This is a genomic window from Olivibacter sitiensis DSM 17696 (assembly GCF_000427965.1).
Taxonomy (GTDB): domain Bacteria; phylum Bacteroidota; class Bacteroidia; order Sphingobacteriales; family Sphingobacteriaceae; genus Olivibacter; species Olivibacter sitiensis.
Window position 1 is genome coordinate 105,421 of the sequence record NZ_ATZA01000010.1, and the last position, 21,348, is coordinate 126,768.

19 protein-coding genes are annotated in these 21,348 nt (G+C 44.0%); 8 read left to right on the top strand and 11 right to left on the bottom strand.

Annotated features, from left to right (window positions below):
* Positions 1-102: 102 nt before the first annotated feature.
* From A37S_RS0107565 to A37S_RS0107590, 5 genes are all read left to right on the top strand, one after another.
* The gene (locus tag A37S_RS0107565) at positions 103-768 is read left to right on the top strand and encodes a phosphatase PAP2 family protein (RefSeq protein ID WP_028296472.1); all 666 of its coding nucleotides are present in this window, start codon (positions 103-105) and stop codon (positions 766-768) included.
* A 36-nt stretch (positions 769-804) separates the two neighbouring features.
* The gene (locus A37S_RS0107570) at positions 805-1,305 is read left to right on the top strand and encodes a hypothetical protein (protein ID WP_157278498.1); all 501 of its coding nucleotides are present in this window, start codon (positions 805-807) and stop codon (positions 1,303-1,305) included.
* 33 nt (positions 1,306-1,338) lie between these two features.
* Positions 1,339-1,932: a non-canonical purine NTP diphosphatase gene (locus A37S_RS0107575; protein WP_211229737.1), complete on the top strand. Its 594-nt coding sequence runs from the start codon at positions 1,339-1,341 to the stop codon at positions 1,930-1,932.
* A 13-nt stretch (positions 1,933-1,945) separates the two neighbouring features.
* Positions 1,946-4,396, top strand: a complete 2,451-nt coding sequence (locus A37S_RS0107580) for a PIG-L family deacetylase (protein ID WP_028296475.1) — start codon at positions 1,946-1,948, stop codon at positions 4,394-4,396.
* 342 nt (positions 4,397-4,738) lie between these two features.
* A complete protein-coding gene (locus A37S_RS0107590; RefSeq protein ID WP_028296477.1) occupies positions 4,739-6,430 on the top strand; it encodes a sodium:solute symporter family protein in 1,692 nt (563 codons plus the stop codon).
* Between the two features lie 9 nt (positions 6,431-6,439).
* Here the strand turns inward: A37S_RS0107590 and gldD are convergent, their stop codons facing one another.
* The 3 genes from gldD to A37S_RS0107605 all read right to left on the bottom strand — a co-directional run bounded on the left by gldD (position 6,440) and on the right by A37S_RS0107605 (position 9,433).
* The gene (gene gldD / locus A37S_RS0107595; RefSeq protein WP_028296478.1) at positions 6,440-7,030 is read right to left on the bottom strand and encodes a gliding motility lipoprotein GldD; all 591 of its coding nucleotides are present in this window, start codon (positions 7,028-7,030) and stop codon (positions 6,440-6,442) included.
* A 7-nt stretch (positions 7,031-7,037) separates the two neighbouring features.
* The gene (locus A37S_RS0107600; RefSeq protein WP_051292808.1) at positions 7,038-7,862 is read right to left on the bottom strand and encodes a shikimate dehydrogenase family protein; all 825 of its coding nucleotides are present in this window, start codon (positions 7,860-7,862) and stop codon (positions 7,038-7,040) included.
* Positions 7,863-8,029: 167 nt separating this feature from the next.
* Positions 8,030-9,433, bottom strand: coding sequence for a tetratricopeptide repeat protein (locus tag A37S_RS0107605; protein ID WP_028296480.1), 1,404 nt, complete (start codon positions 9,431-9,433; stop codon positions 8,030-8,032).
* Between the two features lie 419 nt (positions 9,434-9,852).
* On the opposite strand from A37S_RS0107605, the gene A37S_RS0107615 reads away from it, so the two are divergent.
* The gene (locus A37S_RS0107615) at positions 9,853-10,731 is read left to right on the top strand and encodes a bestrophin family protein (RefSeq protein WP_028296482.1); all 879 of its coding nucleotides are present in this window, start codon (positions 9,853-9,855) and stop codon (positions 10,729-10,731) included.
* On the opposite strand, the gene A37S_RS0107620 is transcribed toward A37S_RS0107615, so the two are convergent.
* Together A37S_RS0107620 and A37S_RS0107625 are read right to left on the bottom strand one after the other, a co-directional pair.
* Positions 10,728-11,423: a response regulator transcription factor gene (locus A37S_RS0107620; RefSeq protein WP_028296483.1), complete on the bottom strand. Its 696-nt coding sequence runs from the start codon at positions 11,421-11,423 to the stop codon at positions 10,728-10,730. The genes A37S_RS0107615 and A37S_RS0107620 overlap by 4 nt on opposite strands.
* 43 nt (positions 11,424-11,466) lie before the next feature.
* The gene (locus A37S_RS0107625) at positions 11,467-13,287 is read right to left on the bottom strand and encodes a sensor histidine kinase (RefSeq protein WP_028296484.1); all 1,821 of its coding nucleotides are present in this window, start codon (positions 13,285-13,287) and stop codon (positions 11,467-11,469) included.
* Between the two features lie 117 nt (positions 13,288-13,404).
* Between A37S_RS0107625 and A37S_RS0107630 the strand changes: the two genes are divergently transcribed.
* Both A37S_RS0107630 and A37S_RS0107635 read left to right on the top strand, forming a co-directional pair.
* Positions 13,405-13,707, top strand: a complete 303-nt coding sequence (locus A37S_RS0107630) for a hypothetical protein (protein WP_028296485.1) — start codon at positions 13,405-13,407, stop codon at positions 13,705-13,707.
* Between the two features lie 164 nt (positions 13,708-13,871).
* Positions 13,872-15,086, top strand: a complete 1,215-nt coding sequence (locus tag A37S_RS0107635; protein ID WP_028296486.1) for an MFS transporter — start codon at positions 13,872-13,874, stop codon at positions 15,084-15,086.
* A 56-nt stretch (positions 15,087-15,142) separates the two neighbouring features.
* Here A37S_RS0107635 and ffh read toward each other — a convergent pair whose 3' ends face one another.
* The 6 genes from ffh to A37S_RS0107670 form a co-directional block, all read right to left on the bottom strand.
* Positions 15,143-16,483 carry a signal recognition particle protein gene (ffh, locus tag A37S_RS0107640; protein ID WP_028296487.1) on the bottom strand — a complete coding sequence of 447 codons (1,341 nt, stop codon included), beginning with the start codon at positions 16,481-16,483 and terminating at the stop codon, positions 15,143-15,145.
* A 153-nt stretch (positions 16,484-16,636) separates the two neighbouring features.
* Complete coding sequence (locus A37S_RS0107645; protein WP_211229738.1) at positions 16,637-17,497, bottom strand: DUF2911 domain-containing protein; 861 nt, start codon at positions 17,495-17,497, stop codon at positions 16,637-16,639.
* A 23-nt stretch (positions 17,498-17,520) separates the two neighbouring features.
* A complete protein-coding gene (locus A37S_RS0107650) occupies positions 17,521-18,801 on the bottom strand; it encodes a sugar MFS transporter (protein WP_028296489.1) in 1,281 nt (426 codons plus the stop codon).
* 244 nt (positions 18,802-19,045) lie between these two features.
* Positions 19,046-19,483: a hotdog fold thioesterase gene (locus A37S_RS0107660; RefSeq protein WP_036601691.1), complete on the bottom strand. Its 438-nt coding sequence runs from the start codon at positions 19,481-19,483 to the stop codon at positions 19,046-19,048.
* On the bottom strand, positions 19,480-19,998 hold the full coding sequence (locus A37S_RS0107665) for a DinB family protein (protein ID WP_028296491.1): 519 nt from the start codon (positions 19,996-19,998) through the stop codon (positions 19,480-19,482). The genes A37S_RS0107660 and A37S_RS0107665 overlap by 4 nt, the downstream gene beginning before the upstream one ends.
* Positions 19,976-21,211: a sensor histidine kinase gene (locus A37S_RS0107670; protein ID WP_028296492.1), complete on the bottom strand. Its 1,236-nt coding sequence runs from the start codon at positions 21,209-21,211 to the stop codon at positions 19,976-19,978. The genes A37S_RS0107665 and A37S_RS0107670 overlap by 23 nt, the downstream gene beginning before the upstream one ends.
* Positions 21,212-21,348 lie beyond the last annotated feature (137 nt).

Consider the following 21,348-nt stretch of genomic DNA (forward strand, 5'->3'; position numbering starts at 1 on the left):
TAGTGCTGATCAATTTTATTTTAACTAATTTTAACATTGACGGTCGCCACCTGTTTTATATTTGTGGCCATATTTCTTCGGGATACCTTTGTTATTCACATTATGGAAAAAACACAACCTGTTACTTTTCTTCAATTGGTAATGAGCCAGAAATGGTTTGTTTTTTTGTTGATGTTCGCGTTGGGGCTTTTGGCTTTTTTTTCGTTAAACCTGTCCCAAGCTACCATGTTTCTTTCGGTCAACCACTTTCATCATCCTATGGCCAATGAAATATTTAAAATAATCACATGGATGGGGGATTGGCCCTTTACTGCCTTCGTTGCATGTATCTGTTTGTTTATCCGGTTCAAGTATGCAGTGCAGTTAGTCGGTAGCATGCTGTATACTGGATTATATACACAGGTACTGAAGGTTATCGTACAGGCCCCCAGGCCTTATGTCTATTTTCAGGAGATTAAACAGAGTATCTATACGATTGACCATTACACCTTAGAAAACTCGCTGAGTTTTCCCTCTGGACATACCACATGTGTGTTTTCTTTGGCTATTTGCTTGAGTTGTATTTGGAAGGGCAATATCGCGCAGTGTATCACCTTCTTCGTGGCTGTCCTCGTGGCGTTTTCCAGAGTATACTTATCGCAGCATTTCGTCGTCGACTTGATGGCCGGCTCTGTTATAGGAACCTTTGGGGGGCTGCATTTTATTTGGTTGCTACAGCGTGGTAAGTGGTATTTCACGCCAGCTTGGAACAGAGGAATCATAAGATGATTGTATATCAAATCAAATTTGCTTAAGTTTGGTTCCATGTCGAACTTACATACTGACAATCCTATCGTGCTACACTACCTCATGTCAGAAACCATTTATGGTTTTGAGGATTCGGTGCAGTATGATCACCCTGCTGAAATAGAACCAACACAGCCCCTGTCATATTTGGGAAAGAATAGGCAAGGGATAGTATTCGTAGTGGAAGAGGACGGACATGACTATATGAGTCCCGCCTGTTTTGACGCATTTGAAAAGACAATACGTGCACTTGGCCTTGGCTTGGACGATATTGCTCTTTTCAACAAACATCAAGCACAAGGTGAGGTGTCTCTTGCACTGCTGAGGCAGGAACTACTGATGACGAAACTGGTATTGCTAGGTGCGAATTCCTTATTGGACGGATTGCCACAAATGGAATTGAATACAGTTACCGAGATTGCCACGACAAAAATCTTGTTTTCCTATTCGTTTAACGAAATGTTGAGCGATATGGATAAAAAGAAATATTTTTGGAAGCAGCTGAAAGGTTTGTTTTGAAATATGTGACGGGAAATTGAATCTAAACATATTATGTCTGAAAGAATGGAACTGGTTTTTGCCAGCAACAATGTCCACAAATTGAAGGAAATCCAATCGATGCTTGGAGACAAAGCATCAGTCAAAAGCTTGGACGATATAGGGTGCAATGTGGATATCCCCGAAACGGGACTTACGTTTGCCGAAAATGCTAAACAAAAAAGTGATTATGTCGCAGTCAATTATGACATGGACTGTTTTGCCGATGATTCGGGATTGGAAGTGGAGGCGCTTGGGCAAGAACCTGGTGTTTTTTCTGCGCGTTATTCAGGAACGCGTGATATGGAGGCAAACATCGACCTCCTTTTGACACGCCTGAAAAATAATGAGAATAGAAAGGCGCGATTCCGTACGGTCATATGCCTCCACTTCAAAGGGAAGGACCATTTTTTTGAAGGAACCATACAGGGACATATCAGGGAAGCAAGGCATGGTGTTGGCGGTTTTGGTTATGACCCTATATTTATTCCTAATGGCCATGAGCGTACATTTGCAGAAATGAGCCAAGAAGAGAAAAACAGCATGAGCCATCGGTCTATCGCGGTTGCGAAGTTGGTGGATTTTTTGAAGCAACAACCACTGATCTAATATTTGGGGTACCATGAGAAGTTATACCTACCTACTTATTTACTTCTTTTATTGCTTTATCATTCCAGATAAGGCGAAAGCACAGATGGCGGTGCAGCAAAATGCTGCTGAGATAGCAAGGGGATTTGAGAAGCTCAATGTGTTGGGCAGTGTACTGTATTTTGCTGCCCATCCAGATGACGAGAACACCCGATTGATTGCCTGGCTTTCCAAAGAGCAGTTATACCGTACGGGATATCTTTCGCTTACTAGGGGAGATGGAGGACAAAATTTGATAGGTAGCGAACAAGGAGAGGAACTCGGGCTAATCAGAACACAGGAGTTGCTTGCGGCGCGGCGTACAGACGGAGGCGAGCAATTCTTCTCTACCGCCAACGATTTTGGTTTTTCAAAAACGTTCGACGAGACCTTTGAGATATGGGGCAAGGAGAAAATTCTGGCCAACGCCGTATGGGTAATCCGAAAATTTCGACCTGATATCATCATTACCCGATTTCCTGGTGACGAACGAGCAGGGCATGGTCATCATCAAGCATCTTCTCTAATAGCCCAAGAGGCCTTTGTAGCAGCCGCGGACCCGAATCGTTTTCCGGAGCAGCTAAAATATACGGAACCTTGGCAGGCCAAGCGACTTCTTTGGAATACATTCAATTTTGGTAGTGCAAATACCATTCGTCCCGATCAGTTTAAGGTAGATATCGGACACTTCAACGCCTTGTTAGGTACATCCTACGGCGAACTGGCGGCCAAAAGCCGCAATTGGCACAAAAGTCAGGGTTTTGGGTCTACGGTATACCGTGGTGCCGCTTCGGAATATTTCGAGTTGTTGGCGGGGGATGCTCCCAAAACATCGCTAATGGATGGGGTGACTACTTCTTGGCAACGAGTGGAGGGAAGTGGGGCCGTGCAACAGACCATTAAGGAAGCCATTGACAGCTATGATATCCATGCGCCCCAAAAGTCGGTTGGTATCTTGGCGCAGTTGATTGCGCAGCTGAAAGAAATGCCCCAATCGTACTGGGTTGTGGAAAAGACCGAAGAAGCCAAGGAATTGCTATTGTCTTGTGCCGGCTTGTTTTTCGAAGCAGACTCGCCAAGGCCGAAAATTGCGGTGGGAGAGAATGGGCTTGTGTACAATGACTTTGTATTGCAACAGCCCGATGTGGATGTAGAGATCGTGAGTATAAATGGTGAGCGGCAGTCAGTTAAATTGGAATACAACAAGAATACCCGCATAGAAAGTAGTTTTATACCCAAAAGCACGACCCAGCCCTATTGGTTGGAAAATGGGCATAGCTTGGGAGCCTTTACAGTGAAGCGACTGCAAGACCTAGGGCTTCCGGAAAGCGGTGACTTGCCCCATGTAACAACCGTTTTAAAGGTAAATGGCATAGAACTGGAATACAAAAAATTTATCTTTTATAAATATACAGATCCAGTACGTGGTGAGGTATATCAACCTCTAGTGGTAAGTCCCGAGATAAGTGGCAATGCTAGCCAGCGGGCTCTGGTGTTTGGAAATCAAGGAGATAGAGATATAGTGCTCTCGCTTAAGGCACATAAGGACAAAGTGAAAGGCATGTTGCAGCCTGTACTGCCGCAGGGCTGGCATAGCGAGCCAGCAAGTATAGAGCTCGATCTATTGGAGGAGGACGATGAAGAAAATGTTAGCTTTAAATTGTTTCCACCATCATCAACCAGCCTGACTGATTCGCTGGCATTTAGTTTCAACGGCGATACGCTAAAGGCATACCATGCTATTAGGTACGACCATATTCCTATGGTGACGTGGTTTCCGACAACCAAGGTGCGATTGAGCCAAGTAATCACTGGAGTGTCTGCGCAACGAATAGGTTATCTGATGGGAGCGGGCGACCTTGTTCCGCAGGCACTACGAGAAATTGGCCTTCGGGTAGATTTGCTTTCAGAAAATGATGTGTTGTATACCGATCTGTCGGTCTATGATGCAATTGTGACCGGAGTGAGGCTTTATAACGTAAACGACCGGATGCGCTATATGCAGCCTAAGCTGCTTGCCTACGTAGAGCAAGGTGGAACCTTGGTAGAGCAATACAACGTAAATAATGGGCTCAAGCTGGAACAGCTGGGGCCTTATCCCTTCTCCTTGTCTCGCAATAGAGTAACCGAAGAAGATGCGGTGGTTGGTTTTGCAAAGGCCGATAGCCAAGTACTCCACTATCCAAATGCCATAATAGCAGCAGATTTTGATGGGTGGATACAAGAAAGGGGGCTTTATTTTGCGGGGAATGTGGATAAACGCTATGAACAACCTTTAATAATGAACGATAAGGGAGAAGCTCCATTGAGCGGTTCCTTATTGGTGGCGCCATACGGTAAAGGTAAATATGTATATACTTCCTTGTCTTTTTTCAGACAATTGCCAGCGGGAGTGCCGGGAGCATACAGATTATTTGTAAATTTGCTGGCAAAGAAAACGGAATAGTAAACCAAATTTTTAATAATAAATTAAATTATCATGTCAAATATTTCATCTAATCCCTCCTACGATAAGTATTACTACCTTTTAGGTTTGGTCTTTGGGGCACTAACCGCGTTATATTGCAGTGGAAGCCTATTGAGCGCCGTTATCGGAGCGGTCGCTGGGCTGGTTTTTGCAGTTGTCTTCCTCAAGGCTTTGGTAAGAGGACGCGGTGATGAGAAAGCCCTCTCCTAGTCATAAGGGGCTCCCTCCATTTATACATAGCTGGCGGCAATTCTATGTAGTAGTGCTTGTTTGGCTATGTATATTGATCTTTTTATTCTACCTGTTCACAAAGTATTTTGAATGAGCGGGGCAGATTGGTGCGTTCTGGTTTTTACACTGTTGGGCATCATTTGCTACGGCATCTACCGCAGCAGGGGTAGCCGTAATATTGATGGCTATCTGTTGGGCGACAAGTCCTTGCCTTGGTATCATGTCTGTTTTTCCGTCATGGCTACTCAGGCCAGTGCCATTACCTTCCTTTCGGCTCCTGGGCTAGCCTACACCTCAGGTATGGGGTTTGCTCAGTTTTATTTTGGCTTACCACTAGCCATGATAGTCCTCAGCATCACCTTTGTGCCTATGTTCCATAGGCTCCGCGTTTTTACGGCATATGAGTTTCTGGAAAAACGATTTGACCTAAAAACAAGAGCGATCACGGCTATACTTTTCCTTATCCAAAGAGGCGTTTCTACAGGTATCACTATTTACGCGCCTGCCGTCATACTTTCTTCAATCTTACATCTGGATATCCAGTATACCACAGTAGCAATTGGCGTGTTAGTTATTTGCTATACGATGTATGGTGGCACCAAGGCGGTATCACATACTCAATTGTTGCAGATGTCCATTATTTTCATAGGCCTCTTATTGGCGGGAGTTACGGTGGTGTATCTACTACCGAAAGACGTGGGGCTAATAAAGGCTATCCATATTGCGGGTAAGTCGGGCAAGGCAAAAGCGATAGACTTCTCTTTCGATTGGAACAATCAGTACACGGTATGGAGTGGCCTCATTGGAGGGCTGTTTCTACAGTTGTCTTACTTTGGTACGGACCAGAGCCAGGTGGGTAGGTATCTTACGGGATCTTCTATAAGGGATAGTCGCCTTGGCCTGTTAATGAACGGTCTACTAAAGGTGCCTATGCAGTTCTTTATTCTACTGATTGGCCTACTGGTGTTCGTATATTATCAGTACCATGCTCCACCCTTGTTTTTCAATGGCCAAGCTCTGGAGGAGTTGGAAAGGGGTCCCTATCGCGAGGAATTGCTGTCCCTTCATTCAGAACATGAGGCATTGTTCGCGGAAAAGGAGAAAGTGGTGAGCGAATTAAGTGTAGCGCTGGATAGAAACGACGAGGAGGCCATCAACGTTGCTAGGGAAAGACTGCATGAGTTTGGAGACAAAAATGGGGAGATACAAGAGCAGCTCCATCAGTTAATGAAGGTGGGCAATGCTCGTGCAGATACGAATGACAACAACTATATTTTTCTCCACTTTGTTACCCAAAAGATGCCTAAGGGCTTAGTAGGATTACTCATAGCTATCGTGTTTCTGGCAAGTATGGGAGCTACGGCAAGTGGACTCAATGCATTGGCTTCTACGTCAGTAGTGGATATATATAAGCGATTGGTAAGTAGAAAAGTGAACGATCGTTTAGATTTAAGTTTGTCTCGTTGGATGACATTGGGCTGGGGGCTGTTTTGTATAGGAGTAGCTCTGTTTGCTCAGAGACTGGGCAATCTTTTGGAAGCTGTAAACATTTTAGGCTCTTTATTCTATGGAACGATTTTGGGCATCTTCATGGTTGCTTTTTACCTTAAAAAAGTGGGGGGCTCTGCTACTTTTGTGGCTGCTATAATCAGTGAGCTCATTGTGGTAATATGTTGGAAGTATGAAATAATGACCTTTTTGTGGCTCAACTTGTTGGGCTGTCTTTCGGTCATGTGCTTGGCCACGATATTGCAGGCTCTGCAAGCGAAAAAAATACAATAGGCCAGCGTGTCAATTCCATTCCAAGCTTTGAATCATGATATTCATGTCATCTACCAAGTAATCTAAGGCAGGTTGTAGGGAGTCAATTTTGGGTTTTTCGTTGAAATATAGGGCAGCCCTTAAGTAATGCTTCGTGCTGTCGGTGACGAAAAATTGTGCCGAGGATGCGGTGTTACCCCCTATCGTGTAGAAGATGCCATACACGTTCTTTTCAGGATAATTTATGAGTGTTTCGTCAATATAGGAAGCTTTTACCGTGTGCTTGAAGGCAAATGTGTGGGCATCTTCCGTCAATTCGTCAAGTTGAGCAGAATTTTTCAAAGGATAGTAGCTTAGATGTAAGCTGGCATTGAAACCCTTGAATAGGATGTTTATCCAGCATGGTTTTGACAAATGTGAAGAGTCCTGCTGAATGGTGGCATAAGTGGGGTAGACAAACTGAAAGGGACAGGAGCCATTGTCGTATTCCCCATATTGTTTTTGGGGAAGGTACAGGCGGTGGTAAGCCCTTGGTTTGGGACTGTACTCGCTCGGATTGCAAGCTATTAGGCTTAATGGCAACCACAGATAGATCAGATGTTTTTGGGATAGCCTAGCCATGAGGGTGTTATTCGTTCCAGATTTGCCAGTTTTTTTCGGCTTGCAAATGCAGCATTTCCAGCCCGTTCTTGATGGTAGCTCCCCGCTCCTTGCCCTTTCTTAGAAAGGTGGTTTCGGAGGGGTTATAAACCAAGTCGTACAGCAAGTGTCCCGAACCAATAAATTCATAGGGAATGTCCGGAGCATCGTCTACATTTGGGAAAGTGCCCAAGGGAGTGGTGTTGATGATAAGGGTGTGCTCCTTCATGATTTTCTCATCCAATTGCTCGTAGGAATACTGCTTTGCATTAGCACGTCTGGAAACCACGTCATAGTCAATATTGAGGTTCTTCAGGACGTAGAATACCGCGCGGGCGGCACCACCATTGCCCAATACCAATGCCTTTTTGTGATGGCTTTTTAATAATGGTTTCAGGGATTCTTCAAATCCATACACATCCGTATTATAGCCTTCCAAACGGACCTTGTTCATAGAAATTTCTCCACAGAAGAAATTCTGTAGGGGATTAGCCTTTATGATTTTGATGCAATTGACGGCATCTACTGCTTTTGCTTCTGGAGAAATAGTGTCAAGGTAAAACATGACGCCTATTTTGTGTGGTATGGTTACATTGAGGCCACAGAGTTCTGGGTTGGCTTTGAGCAGGTCGGGCAGATCACTGATATTGGGCAGTGGGTATAGCTCATACACATAATTGGTATATCCCAGCTTTTCAAATTTTTCCGTAAAATACTTTTTTGAAAAAGAATGTTTCAGAGGATATCCTATGAGGCCGTATTTTTTTTCAGTCTTTGTTGCGGGTGTTTTTGCAGAAAGTTCTTCAGAAGTCATGAGCAAACTAGCGTAAAAATTTATAGGGCTACAAAGGTCACAAAAAAAATATAATGAACCAAGTACGCTTTGTTGGCCCTATCGGGTTCATTTCCTTTTAGATAACAAAAAAGGCAGAAAGATGTGTTTTCGTCTTTTCTGCCTTTTTCTGTTAGAGAGAATTTAGCTTATGTGCTGTGTTTTTTTATAATCTCCATAATTATCTTGTTGTCTTGAAGCTGAGGAAGATACTCGAACAAAATGTGGTGTTTTTCCGCATCTAAATCCAGCGCTTGCTCCAAGGTGCTTAGTGCATCTGTATATTTGCCCGATGCAAAAAGAAAAGCGACCATGCGATAATAGAGTTCAGCAGCTTCTATATTGTGCTTAATGGCATCTGCTATCACTTCTATTGCCTGTTCGTTTTTGCCTTGCTCGTATAATATGGACGAATAGTCTAGCCAAGCCTCAACGTCGGTGGGATTCAGTTCCACGACCTTCTCATAGGCCAGTTCGGCCTCTTTTATTTGCTTTAGTTTGTAGCGCGCATCAGCCACCGCGAACCAATAGTCGGGATTATGATCATCTATTTCAAGAGCCTTCTTATAGAAGTGCAAAGACTCGAAATATCGTTCTTCGTAATCCAACGTAACGCCTATTCCAAACCAGCCATCGCTCAGTTTGGGATCGAGCTTCACGGCCTTCTTATAATAAGAGCGCGCCTCGTCCATTTGCTCCAGCTTTTCGTAGCATTCGCCTATGGCACAGTAGGTTTCCGCTCCAGGAGGCTCGTACTCAAAAGTTTCCTTATATACTTCTATCGCTTCGGAATATCTATCAAGGTTGACCAAAGCATTGCCCTTGTTGAAGTAGGCCGATGCAAAGTTCTCCTTTATCAATATGGCATAGTCATAAGCATCGATGGCTTTGCCAAAATCACCTTGCTTATGGTATGAATTCCCTAGATTGTACCATGCAGCATAGGAATAGGGCTCGCTATCGATATACTGTAAATAGAAATTAATGCTTTCCTGCTGTTTATCCAATACATCGTAGCAAAAAGCCAACTCATAGAGCGCTTCTTGATTTTCCATGTTCAGGCTGAGGCATTGTTTAAGATAGCTGACGGCCGTTTCGTATTCTCCCTTATTTTGGAAGAGCATGGCCATCTGAAAATAGATCTCATCGCTGTTCTCTGCCAATTCTAGCGCCTTCTCCAAGTTGTCCAAAGCCTCTTCATTCCTGTCTAGCGCACCTAGGATACTTCCTCTAATGATGTATATATCGGCTTCCGATGCCTCTAGCATCTCGGCCTTTTCCAAAGAGGCTAAGGCATTGGCGAATTGGTTTGTGGCCGCATATAATTGTGCCTGTTTGATGAAAAAGACCGCAGCAAATGGGTGTTGGCTCACGGCGTAATCAACTACCTGTAGTGCCTTTATGGGATCATTCTTTTCGATGTAATAGTCAATGATCCCTTCAAAAGCCTGTGCATCGAAAAAATATTGATCCTGGTTACGGATCATTTCCTCATATCGCTCTACAGAAAATTTAGGATCTTCTGGGTAACCAAATTCGAATTCTTCTTCCATAACTATATATATTAGAGTGTTGACGCCTCGATGGAAAACTGTTCTCGATGAGTTTACATGCCCTTAATTTAGGGTTAAAACCCTTTTTTCGGATGGCTTAGTTTTCCACATTTAAACATATCTTCGATATCTGCTTGTTTTTCAGTTGCTTGTTGTATGGAAATCTTTCCTTACGATGACCAATCACTGGTCTACATTCCCGCAGTATCCCTTGCACAATGGCGTCTTCTCTTTTTCTTCTCCTTAATACAAATATACAAAAAATATCATCTTGCAACAAACGGGCACAATTGCAACCGAGACCTGGCTAATAGCTTCGAGCGCCTTACTTTTTTATTGAAAACGACATGCATTCGTGTTGTGATTGAGAAAAAAGTTGCAAATTTGTTTCCTGTTAGAAATTTTACGGAAAGAGTCGCATGATAATATATAACCCGAAAGATTGGATTCATTCGGTATTCTCCTTTCATCGTTCGGATACCTTTAGAAAGCTCTATCCATTTCTCATTATCATGACCGTATATTCCAGTGCTGTAGCCTATTTCGAGATTGAGTACTTGAAATTATCTCAGCAGAGCTGGTTGCGCAATATTCCTACCATGCATAATCTCTTGGGCTTCGTGCTTTCCATTCTCTTGGTGTTCCGTACCAATACGGCTTATGACCGCTGGTGGGAGGGGCGTAAGTTATGGGGGCAACTCACCAACAATAGCCGTAATCTGGCGCTAAGGCTTCACGCTATACTGGTAAAAGAGGATGGTGAGAACCGATTGTTTTTCCGTAAAACCATTGCATTGTTTGCACAAACGCTGCAAATCCATTTGCAGTCCAATCAGACTCGGTTTATGCTTGACGAGGTAGATCATCCCGAATTTGTTAACTTGGATGAAAGCAAGCACGGCCCCAATCAGGTTTGCAGCATGCTGTTCCAACGCGTAAACGAGCTCTATATGGAGAAAAAGATAACTGGCGATCAGTTGATCATATTGAATGGGGAATTTCGTTCTTTTGCCGACATATGCGGTGCCTGCGAACGTATCAAGAATACACCTATCCCTTACAGTTATACCTCTTTTCTTAAAAAGTTCATTTCCGTATACGTGCTCACATTGCCTTACGGCTTTGTCTTCTCACTGGGGTATTTTGCCGTTCCATTGGTAGTCTTTGCTTTTTACGTATTAGCTTCCATAGAGCTCATAGCGGAAGAGATAGAGGATCCCTTTGGATCCGATTTGAACGATTTACCTTTGGGCAAAATCGCCAGCAATATAGAAAAGCATGTGGGAGAGCTGATTTAGTTGACCAAAAGCTTATAGCCCTTGCCATGAACATTGACAATTTCTACTTTCGGGTCTTCGCGTAGGTATTTCCTCAGTTTACTTAGAAAGACATCCATGCTTCTGCCATTAAAGTAGTTGTCATCATGCCAAATTTTAATTAGTGCTTCTTCTCTAGTAAGCACATCGTTCTTGCGTAGGCAGAGCATGCGCAAGAGCTCGGCTTCCTTGGTAGACAACTTTTGCGTGTGCTCACCGTGCCTGATAATTTGTGAGGTATAATCAAAATGATAGTCGCCCAAGTCAAAACTTGTGGGCATGTCCTCCTCGGGAGATTTTTCGGCATTGGCCGATCGTTTGAGAAGTGCATTTATGCGCAATAGCAGCTCTTCAACACGAAATGGCTTGGTGATATAATCGTCTCCTCCTAGGTTGAATGCTTCCACCTTATCTTCCATCATGCCCTTGGCGGTGGCAAATATGATGGGTATCTGCTCGTTTACTGCCCTGATCTCTTTTCCGAGGGAAAAGCCGTCTTTCTTGGGCATCATCACGTCTAAAATGCAAAGATCATACTTATCTTTACTAAATGCTCGGATTGCTTCCTCGCCATCTTGGCATAGTTTTACCTCAAACTTACCCTTCAGTTCTAGGTAATCCTTTAATATTTCTCCCAAATTTGGGTCGTCTTCAGCTAATAGTATCTTGCGCATTGCTTAGGCTTTATTTACATGGACTAAATATAGGTCGAAAAGTTTAATCTTCCTTGGGATGCATCAAAGGAAGCAGTACCTCAAACTCGGACCCTTTGTCCTTTTCGCTTCTTACTTTGACGTGTCCCTTTAGACGCTTTATAATATCGGCAACATAGCTGAGGCCCAGTCCAAATCCCTTTACATCATGTAGATTGCCCGTTGATACGCGGTAGAACTGGTCGAAGATTTTGGCCTGCTGTTCCTTGCTCATACCTATTCCATTATCTTTTACTTTTATAGAAATCTGGTCGTTATGCACACTGGTCGCGATGTGTATGATCGGGACATCATGACTGTATTTGATGGCATTGTCTACCAGGTTAAATATCACGTTGGAAAGGTGAAGCTCGTCACCGATGACTATATCGGGTGAAGCTTTGAGGTCTAGCGTGAGCTTTGCGTGGCGTTTGCTGAGCTGTAGTTCCATGCTATCTACCACATTTTGTATGGTGGCATTGATGGGGACCTCCTGCATATCGAACTTCAGGTTGCCCTTATCTATGCGAGCGATGTTCAGCACGCGTTCTATATGGCTGCCAAGGCGTACATTTTCATCATAGATGATACTTGCCAAGCGATTCACTCGGTTTCTATCGGCAGATATTTCTGGGTCTTTCAAGGACTCACTTGCTATCATGATAGTCGCTACGGGTGTCTTGAACTCATGCGTCATGTTGTTTATAAAATCTGTTTTCATCTCGGAGATCTTCTTTTGCCTAATGATGGTGATGATGGTGTAGGCAAAACAAGCGATGAGGACAATGAGCAGCATGGCCGAGGAACCTAGCATCACGCCCATGCTGCTCAGAATCTGTTCGTTTTTGTTATGAAAGTATAAAGAAAGCTTGCCGCTGCTGTTCGAGTCTGTGTTGACGCTATTGGGAAAAAGCTCGGCATTATAGAGGTGGTCATGTTGCGGGGATGCTATTTTTTTGCTGGAGGTGGAGGCAAACAAAACGTTTTCGTAACCATTATTGTTGGCTTCGCCAACTTCTCTGATGTAAATATCATATGGAATCCGAATATTGCGTTCTGTTAGTTCTTTGTTGAGTTGGGCAACAATATAACCGGCATCTATTCGTAATTTTAAAGGCTGTTTTACAAATTCCATCTCATTTAAGACGCTTTCCAGAAAATTATTTGTGTTTATGGTGGCGTTGGCTTGTCTTTCAAGAGCCTTTAAGGATGCTTCTTGGTATTGGATTTGTCTCTCTAGTTGTGAATCCCGTCTAGGCGGAAGTGCAAAGATCGTAAGGCTTCGGAGGTTGCCTTCGAGTACCGCCACGCGAACGCTGTCGTCCTTTGCCGGTTTCCTCGGGATATTCCTCTTAGCCGAGACCACTAATTGTCTTTGATCGTAAATGCCATCGGTTGTATTCGTAAACTCGAAGTCCACCAGTCCTTTATAGCGTTTATCACGTATATAAGTTTCATAAAACGAATTATCTAGTTCTGCCACTCCTGGGTACAACTCTCTCAATTCGTTGATATGCGCTGCAAAATTAGTTTCCAGCTTACGTTGCTTCATTCTCATGCTGTCCAGCAACTCACGTATACGCCATCCCTCCTCCATGCTACGTTGGCGAAACTCCTGTTCTTTTCGTCTTCTTTCGTTCTCGGCCTCTCGGGCGTTGACAAAATCATACGCTTCTTTTTTTTCAGCTTTGAGTACCACGCTGTTCAGAACGGCATTGATGGTTTCGTCGAATAATTGCAATTTCAGCTGGTATGATTGACGTATGAAGTAATATTGCATGCCAATGACGCCCAATAGCGCAAATAGCATAAGTCCTATAATGAGCTCTATACCTCTTTTCTTCATGACTTACAAAAATAAGTATGTTGACTGTTCTCCTTTTTAATTTAACAATATTTAACAAAGGATATTTGTCTGTCAGGTATTTATGCATAAATTGGCATTTGAAATAGCGTTATACTTATGAAGTTTGCTTATAGCATAGGAATAGCTGTAATTGCCGCACTCTTTTGTAGTTCGTTAGTATGGGGACAGGAAAAACAGGAAAGCGATAGCTTGAAATCGGAACCAATACCCATGCCCCATATCTTGTCAAAGAAATTGGCCATGAGCACAGACTATAAGATGAAGTGGAAGCAGGTGGATGGGAGAGTATGTGTACCCATGCCCAATGCCGTGAAATTGGATGCCGAGCCTATGGAAAGAATGCGGTTTTTTCCGGCAGATAGTTTGCGACAAGATAGTTTGCTTAAGAAACGAAAATGACGAGGCGCTCGCTTTGTGTTTCCTGTTAGCTCCGTTTGCCGGCATTGCAATAGAAACAATAATGCAATAGTTGCTTAAGTCTTACATTCCACCAACAAACGCTAGTGGGGATTTTCCTAAATTTGTGGCCTCATAATTCACTTGCAATTAATAAAAGATTTGCCATGTCACAAGATGGTGAGGAGCTATCGGATAAGAAAGTTCGCCTTAAAATAGCCCAATACGTTGTCCTTTCTTTTTATGGATATTTATGCATCGGTCTGCCCTTGGCCGTATTACCAGTATTTATACACGTCCACCTGGGCTTCAGCACCTTCGTTGCCGGTGCGGTCATTAGCTTGCAGTACCTGATGACTTTCATGGTGCGTGGATATGCGGGCAGGTTGATAGATACACGAGGGCCAAAAAGCGCCGTTTCTATCAGCATGTTATCTTTTGTTTTAAGTGGGATCTTGCTGGTTTTGGCGTTTCTGATGAAAGATTTTCCTGTATGGAGCCTGATTCTGATCATGCTGGGGAGATTGATTACGGGATGTGCCGAGGGGATGATAGGAGCCAGTCCCATCAATTGGGCTATGTTGGTGGTGGGAGAGAGACATACTGCAACGGCTATTTCTTACAATGGCATAGCTAGTTATGGAGCGCTGGCGGTAGGTGCACCATTGGGCGTATGGATGGCTGCTCATGTCCATTATTGGAGCTTGGGACTATTGATCATAGTTGTAGGCCTGTATGGATACTTGTATGCCCAAGGGAAGCCCGTAAAAGTAATAGAAACGACCATTCCCAGGCAGCCCTTTTTTAAAGTACTTCGCATAGTGAGCCCTTTCGGCATTTGCTTGGCACTTGGGGGCATAGGCTTCGGTACCATATCTACGTTCATTACCCTGTATTATGCACAGCTGCACTGGCCCAATGCGGCTTTTTGCCTTACGGTTTTCAGTGGGGCATTTATCTTGGGGAGAATTTTTTTTGGAACCACAATCAATCGATTTGGGGGCATTAGGGTAGCCTTATATTCTCTAGCTACGGAAAGTTTGGGCTTAGTGATCCTTTGGCTCGCAAGCGATACTTATATGGCTATGTTGGGTGCATCCATTGCTGGATTGGGCTTTGCGCTTGTTTTTCCAGCATTGGGCGTAGAAGCGGTGAAGTTGGTTTCCCTTTCTAGCAAAGGGACTGCCTTGGCCGCTTACGGCCTCTTTGTGGACATCTCATTGGGTATTACGGGGCCGATGGTGGGATTTGTGGCCAATCATTATGGTCTATTATCCATATTCCCGTTTAGTGCCATAATGGTAACTACGGGCCTATTTCTGTGCCTTTACATGCATCTAAAGAAACAACATGCGTTGATTATTCCTTCTCAAAATAAATAGAAAAGGCAGCATTTTATGGGAATAACGCTGCCTTTTCTATTGCCTATTTGTTTTCCCTACCTTCCGAAAGGCGTGCGAGGCACGCCGCGCATCATCTTGGCCGCCATGGCAGGGCTCGAAAACTGCTTCATCATTTTTCTCATATCCGAAAATTGCTTCATCAGCTTGTTTACCTCCCCTATATCCGTTCCAGAACCTTTGGCAATGCGTGAGCGCCTGTTTTGATCTATCGAATCGGGATTTTCCCTTTCGTAAGGAGTCATGGACTGTATGATGGCCTCAATGGGCTTAAAGGCATCGTCGTCAACGTCGATATCCTTAATTGCCTTGCCAACCCCTGGGATCATGCCCATAAGGTCTTTCATATTGCCCATTTTCTTGATTTGCTGTATCTGACTCAGAAAATCGTTAAAGTCAAATTTATTCTTCCTGATTTTCTTTTGAAGGGCAGCAGCTTCTTTTTCGTCAAATTGCTGTTGGGCTCGTTCTACCAGGGAAACAACGTCGCCCATACCCAGTATGCGGGAAGCCATACGATCTGGATGGAAAACATCCAGCGCGTCCATCTTTTCTCCGGTACCGATAAATTTGATGGGCTTGTTTACTACCGACTTAATTGACAGTGCAGCACCACCTCTGGTATCACCGTCCAGTTTGGTGAGTACTACGCCCGTAAAGTCGAGCCTGTCGTTAAAGGCCTTGGCGGTATTGACGGCATCCTGACCGGTCATGGAGTCTACCACAAACAGGATTTCCTGCGGTTTGGTAGATTCCTTTACCGCCGATATTTCGTCCATCAGAGCCTCATCTATGGCCAAGCGGCCAGCCGTATCCACGATGACCACATTTTGGCCGTTTTGTTTGGCGTAGGCTATGCCCTCTTCAGCAATGGCCACTGGGTCCTTGGAGTCTCTGTTGGTATATACAGGCACGTCTACTTGCCCTGCCAGCACTTCCAATTGGTCTACAGCGGCGGGGCGATACATGTCGCCAGCTACCAAGAGCGGTTTTTTTCCTTTTTTCTCTTTCAGGTACTTCGCCAATTTTCCGGAGAAGGTAGTCTTACCAGCACCGTTAAGTCCCGCAATGAGAATCACCGTAGGGTTTTTGCTCAAGTCCAATTCCGTTGCAGATCCACCCATTAAGGTGGTCAACTCATCGTTCATGATTTTGGTGAGCAATTGCCCCGGAGAGATACTGGTAAGTACGTCCTGACCCAAGGCTTTTTGCTTCACCTCGTCGGTAAATGCTTTGGCAGTCTTATAGTTTACGTCCGCGTCTAGCAATGCTTTTCGGATCTCCTTCATGGTCTCGGCCACGTTGATCTCCGTTATATTTCCTTGACCTTTCAGTACCTTAAACGCTCTGTCGAGTTTATCCTGTAGATTGTCAAACATTTTTATAAGTAAAAAATCAAAATTAAAAAATCAAAAACTTATTCGCCGCCAACCAACATTCGAACCCATTGTGAATACCACAATGGGGCAGGAATAAGCAAATGCAAAGATAGGGAATAGACTTGGTTATGGAAAGACCGATACGACAATCGCTTATTTGCTTTTGTCTATCACTTGTTGGTTGAGCGTAACATACTCGCTATTGCCAGCTGTCTCGGCCAGTTTCTTGCCTTCGCTTGCTGTTGCATTGGCGCCGGCTTTGTCTCCAGCCTTCAATTGAATTAATGCTTTCCAGTAATAAGTATGTGGAGCTTTGGGGCTTTGCTTGACGGCTTCATTAGCCCATACCAGCGCCTGGTCAAGGTCTTTGTTGTTGTTATAGTAATATTGTGCCGCACCTAAATAAGGTTTTTTCTCTCCTTTCATGGCCTCGGCAATATTGGCCATAATCTTGGCATCCTGATCAACAACGATATCAAAACTGACGGCTACCTTTTCCCAAGCAAGGGTTAATTTGGCCGTTTTATCACTTATCTCTGAAAAGGTGATTTCGAAGGTTTCCTGTGCTTTCTTTAGCTTTTCAGCGGGCACATTGAAACGGAGCAAGTCGTCTTTTTCGTCATAAGTATATGCTCCCCATTGTTTGCTGTTCTTGTTCAGGATAATGGTCCATTCCGTTTTGCGTGGAATGGTAAATAGGGCATAGGTGCCAGCGGGTACTTTTTTCCCATCTAGGGCGACTTCGTCATGGAAGGTAATCGTAGTGGCATTGTTTGCGCCTGTGCGCCATACTTGATCGTAAGGTATCAAAGCGCCAAAGATTTTCCGCCCTTTCATGTTGGGCCGTGCATAGTGGAGGCTTACTTTGCTAATGCCTAGTTCTTGTTCTATGGACTGTGCGGTGCTGGCACTGGGGAACAACTGCCCCTGGGCTAAGCTGTCCTGCAAACCCAGTACGATCATACCTAGCACGATACCAAAAGCAAACAAATTGCGAAAAGAAAATACTTTCATCGTTATTAGAGTTTTATTGGTTTTTATTTTCCTACTTTATGCCCCTTTACTGAGAAATAAAGAATGTAAAGATAAGCAGGAATTACGGCTAGCCAGAAGGCCAACTGAAAATTGACGTGTACGTAATCTTTAAGGTAGCCGTATACCAATGGCCAGATGGCGCCGCCTGCGATGCCCATGACCATGATTCCAGAGCCAACTTTTGTAAATCGGCCGAGACCTTTAATTCCTAGCGGGAAGATAGCCGGCCACATTAACGAATTGGCAACACCCAATAATGCCACAAAAATATAGGAGGTCATTCCTGAAGTGAACGCAGAAATACTGGTAAAAGCAATGCCGACCAGTGTGCAGATTCTAAGTGCAGACTGTTGTGTGATCAATCTTGGAATGGTTGCAATCCCAATAAAATAGCCGATGAGCATACAGCCCAGTGTAAAAGCCGTTCCATATTTCATAAAGAACGGCGGTAGGGACAGTAATCCGCCATAGGTTCCAATGATGTCTCCCGCCATTACCTCTACCGCAACACAAAAGAATATGGCCAACGATCCCAGAAAAAGATGGGGGAATTGAAAGATGCTACTTTTCCTTCCTGTGTTTGTGCCTTCTTCCGCCACTTCTTCTTTGTTTACGTCTACTTCGGGCATTTTTACCACAAGCACAATAACCGCCAGGATGGCTACCCCGATGGCTACCCCGATGTACGGGCCGTGGAGCCTCTCGGTAAGTTCCACTAGCAAAGCATCGTGCTCGGGGCCAGCTTCGAGGGCCATGATCTTTCCCGAAATCGTTTCATAGTCGTGCCACAAGATACTGCCTAGGATAAAAGGGACAATGATGCCGGCAGTCTTGTTGAAAATGCCGACAATGGAGATCCGTTGGGCGGCGCTCTCAATAGGGCCAATGATGCTTAAATAAGGGTTAATGGCGGTCTGCAGGAGTGCCATTCCTGATGCTTGGACGAATATGGCGACCAAAAACAAGACGTAGCTTAAATTGGACGCGGCCGGTAATATGATCAATGCCCCGATTACTATTAAAAACAAACTGAGGACAATGCCACTTTTAAAGCCGATTTTGTCCAAAAGCCATGAACTGGGAAGGGCTAAAACGAAATAAGCAATATAAGACGCAAATAAAATGAAGAAAGCCTGCAAATCTGTTTCTAAATTAAAGGCTAGTCTCACAAATGGAATAAGAGCTCCGTTGGCCCAGGTGATATAACCTAGAATGAAAAATAGTGCGCAGCATATTATCATAGGCAATAGTGCTGTCTTAGAGGCGTCGTTTTGTAAGGCCATAAATCAAGTGTTTTTGTTCAAGTTGTTAACTTTTTGCAAAGCAATCACAAGACTAAGTAATTTATTTGGGAAAAAAAAGCGATTTCTTTACGCAATCGATTGCCGATCGATGCATCAAAAAAAAGAAGCGCTTCGATATCTCATCGAAGCGCTTCGTTCCTAAACCTTATCACAAAACCATGCTGAATGATTATGTATTGTAATAAGAACATGGAAAGAGCGTAAAAGTTTTTGGAGGAAAACACTATTCTTGGGATTTGGCCCCCGTTTTTGGCAAAATAGCTACCGTCAGCCTGCTGATGCAGTTCATTTTTCCAGTGCTGTCATATATTCGTATATCCCATACGTGCGTCTTCGTTCCCATATGTATAGGGGTGCAGACGGCTTTTACGTAACCATCTTTTACCGGGCGTAAATGATTGGCATTGACCTCCAAGCCCACTCCCATGAAGTTGTCGTCGCAAACCAGATTGGATGCTACGCTGCCTACCGTTTCAGCAAGTACTACGGACGCGCCCCCATGTAAGATGCCAAAAGGTTGCCTTGTGCGCTCATCAACAGGCATGATCGCTGTGAGGCTGTTATCGGTTATTTCGCTGAAGTAAATACCTAAGAGAGTAGCCAGATGTTGCTGAGGGCTGTCATTTAGCTCTTCAATCTCGTAAAGCCTATTCCAAATCATTTTAACTGATTTAAGTAACGTAAAATCAATATTTCGCGATGATGATTGAGATGTCCTACTATGATATAGGCAAACGCCTTGACACTGATCAGTCGATCTGAAGCCAATCCTTTTCTTGCCAACTCCGTCCTTCCGAAGGTTTCGAATAGGGAAATGGTGGCTTGCCTTACCGTTATCCATTCGTGGACGATATTGTTAATGCTCCGTTCGTTAAAGTTCCCGTTTAATACGTAGTCATCCTGTTCGAAACCCGCTAGTGCTTTTGTGTCGTTTCGCGCAAAGCGCAATGCCCTATAGGCCATGATGCGCTCTGTATCTACTATGTGGCCCAGAACCTCTTTGACCGTCCATTTGCCTTCTGCATAGCTATATTGCCCCTTGATGGAAGGAATCGTTTTGATAAAAGCAGGGTAGTCTTCCAATTGGCTTTTCATTACGCTCATCACGTTCCCCGTCACTTTTTCTATGTAAGGTCTGTAGATTTCAGGGTAGTCATCCGATTTTAGCTGGTTCATAGGTTAAACTGCTTTTTAATATGATTCTAAATGTGGTTCCTTTTCCTAATTCCGATTCCTTAACGAACACTTGACCATTGTGATAGTTTTCGACCATGCGACGCGTGAGCGACAGCCCCAAACCCCACCCTCTTTTGCGGGTAGTATAGCCTGGTTGGAAGACTGTTTCAAACTTGTTCTTGGGAATTCCCTTTCCCGTATCGCTAATATCAATGAATATTTGCTCTTTAGCAAGGTTTTCTGTAATTAAAATATGGATTTTACCTTCGGCTTTGATGGCATTTGCCGCATTCTTCAAGATGTTTTCTATCACCCAGTCGAATAGAGGAACGTTCAATTTAGCTTCCACTTGGGTGTCGCCGGCAACCGTTATCTCAATTTTGTCGCTCGTCCTTTTCTGGAAATAGTCTACAAAGTGTTTGATCACCTCGTATACCACATGGTTTTCCAGTACGGGCTTGGAACCTATTTTAGAAAAACGGTCTGCTACAATTTCCAGTCGGTGCACATCATTTTCCATTTCGCCAATCAATGGGTCGTTCTCGGCGTCAAATTTTTCCTTCATAAGCTCTATCCATGCCATAAGCGAAGAGATGGGTGTGCCCAATTGATGCGCCGTTTCCTTGGCCAGTCCTACCCATACTTGGTTCTGTTCGGATTTCTTAATGCTATTGAATACGGAGTAGGCAATGGCGAGAAAAAGGGCTATCAGCGTAAGCTGCACATATGGGAAGATTCGGAGCTGTACTAATAGCAGTGAGTCCTTATAATAAACGAAGAGCTTTTCTCCATCATAGAGGTCTATTTGTATGGGCTCATGCTGGCGCTTCATCTGTTCCAGCTCGTTTTCAAAATATTTGGGGTCATATTTTTGGGTGTTCAAGTAGGCATTGAGTGGCGCATCGACCTTTACGAAAGTCTTGGTAGTGTCCAATCCGCGTGTGTATTGAATATTTCCACTTTCATCTGTAATGATTGCGGGTACCTCCAGGCTGTCTCTTACGGCATATATATAAGTGATGAAGTCATCGTTCATGTCAGGCATAACGAATATATTTCGAGTACTTAGCGCCCATACCTGCGCACGCGTGCGTTCGGATTCTGCAAGCGCCTTGACGAGATAATTGGTGTACCAAAGCGAAGCAATGGCAATGACTGCCGCAAAGATTAATATTAAGAATTTCCAGCGTTGGCTATTTTGATACGGATTCATTTCCTAGTTATGAGGCGTGAGTTGTGCGTTGCGAGTAGGCCTGACAACCCGCAATTGACAACTGATAACAATTATGACGGTGCCAAAATACAATATTTTTCGAAATTGCCAACTCACAACTGAAAACACGCAACTCG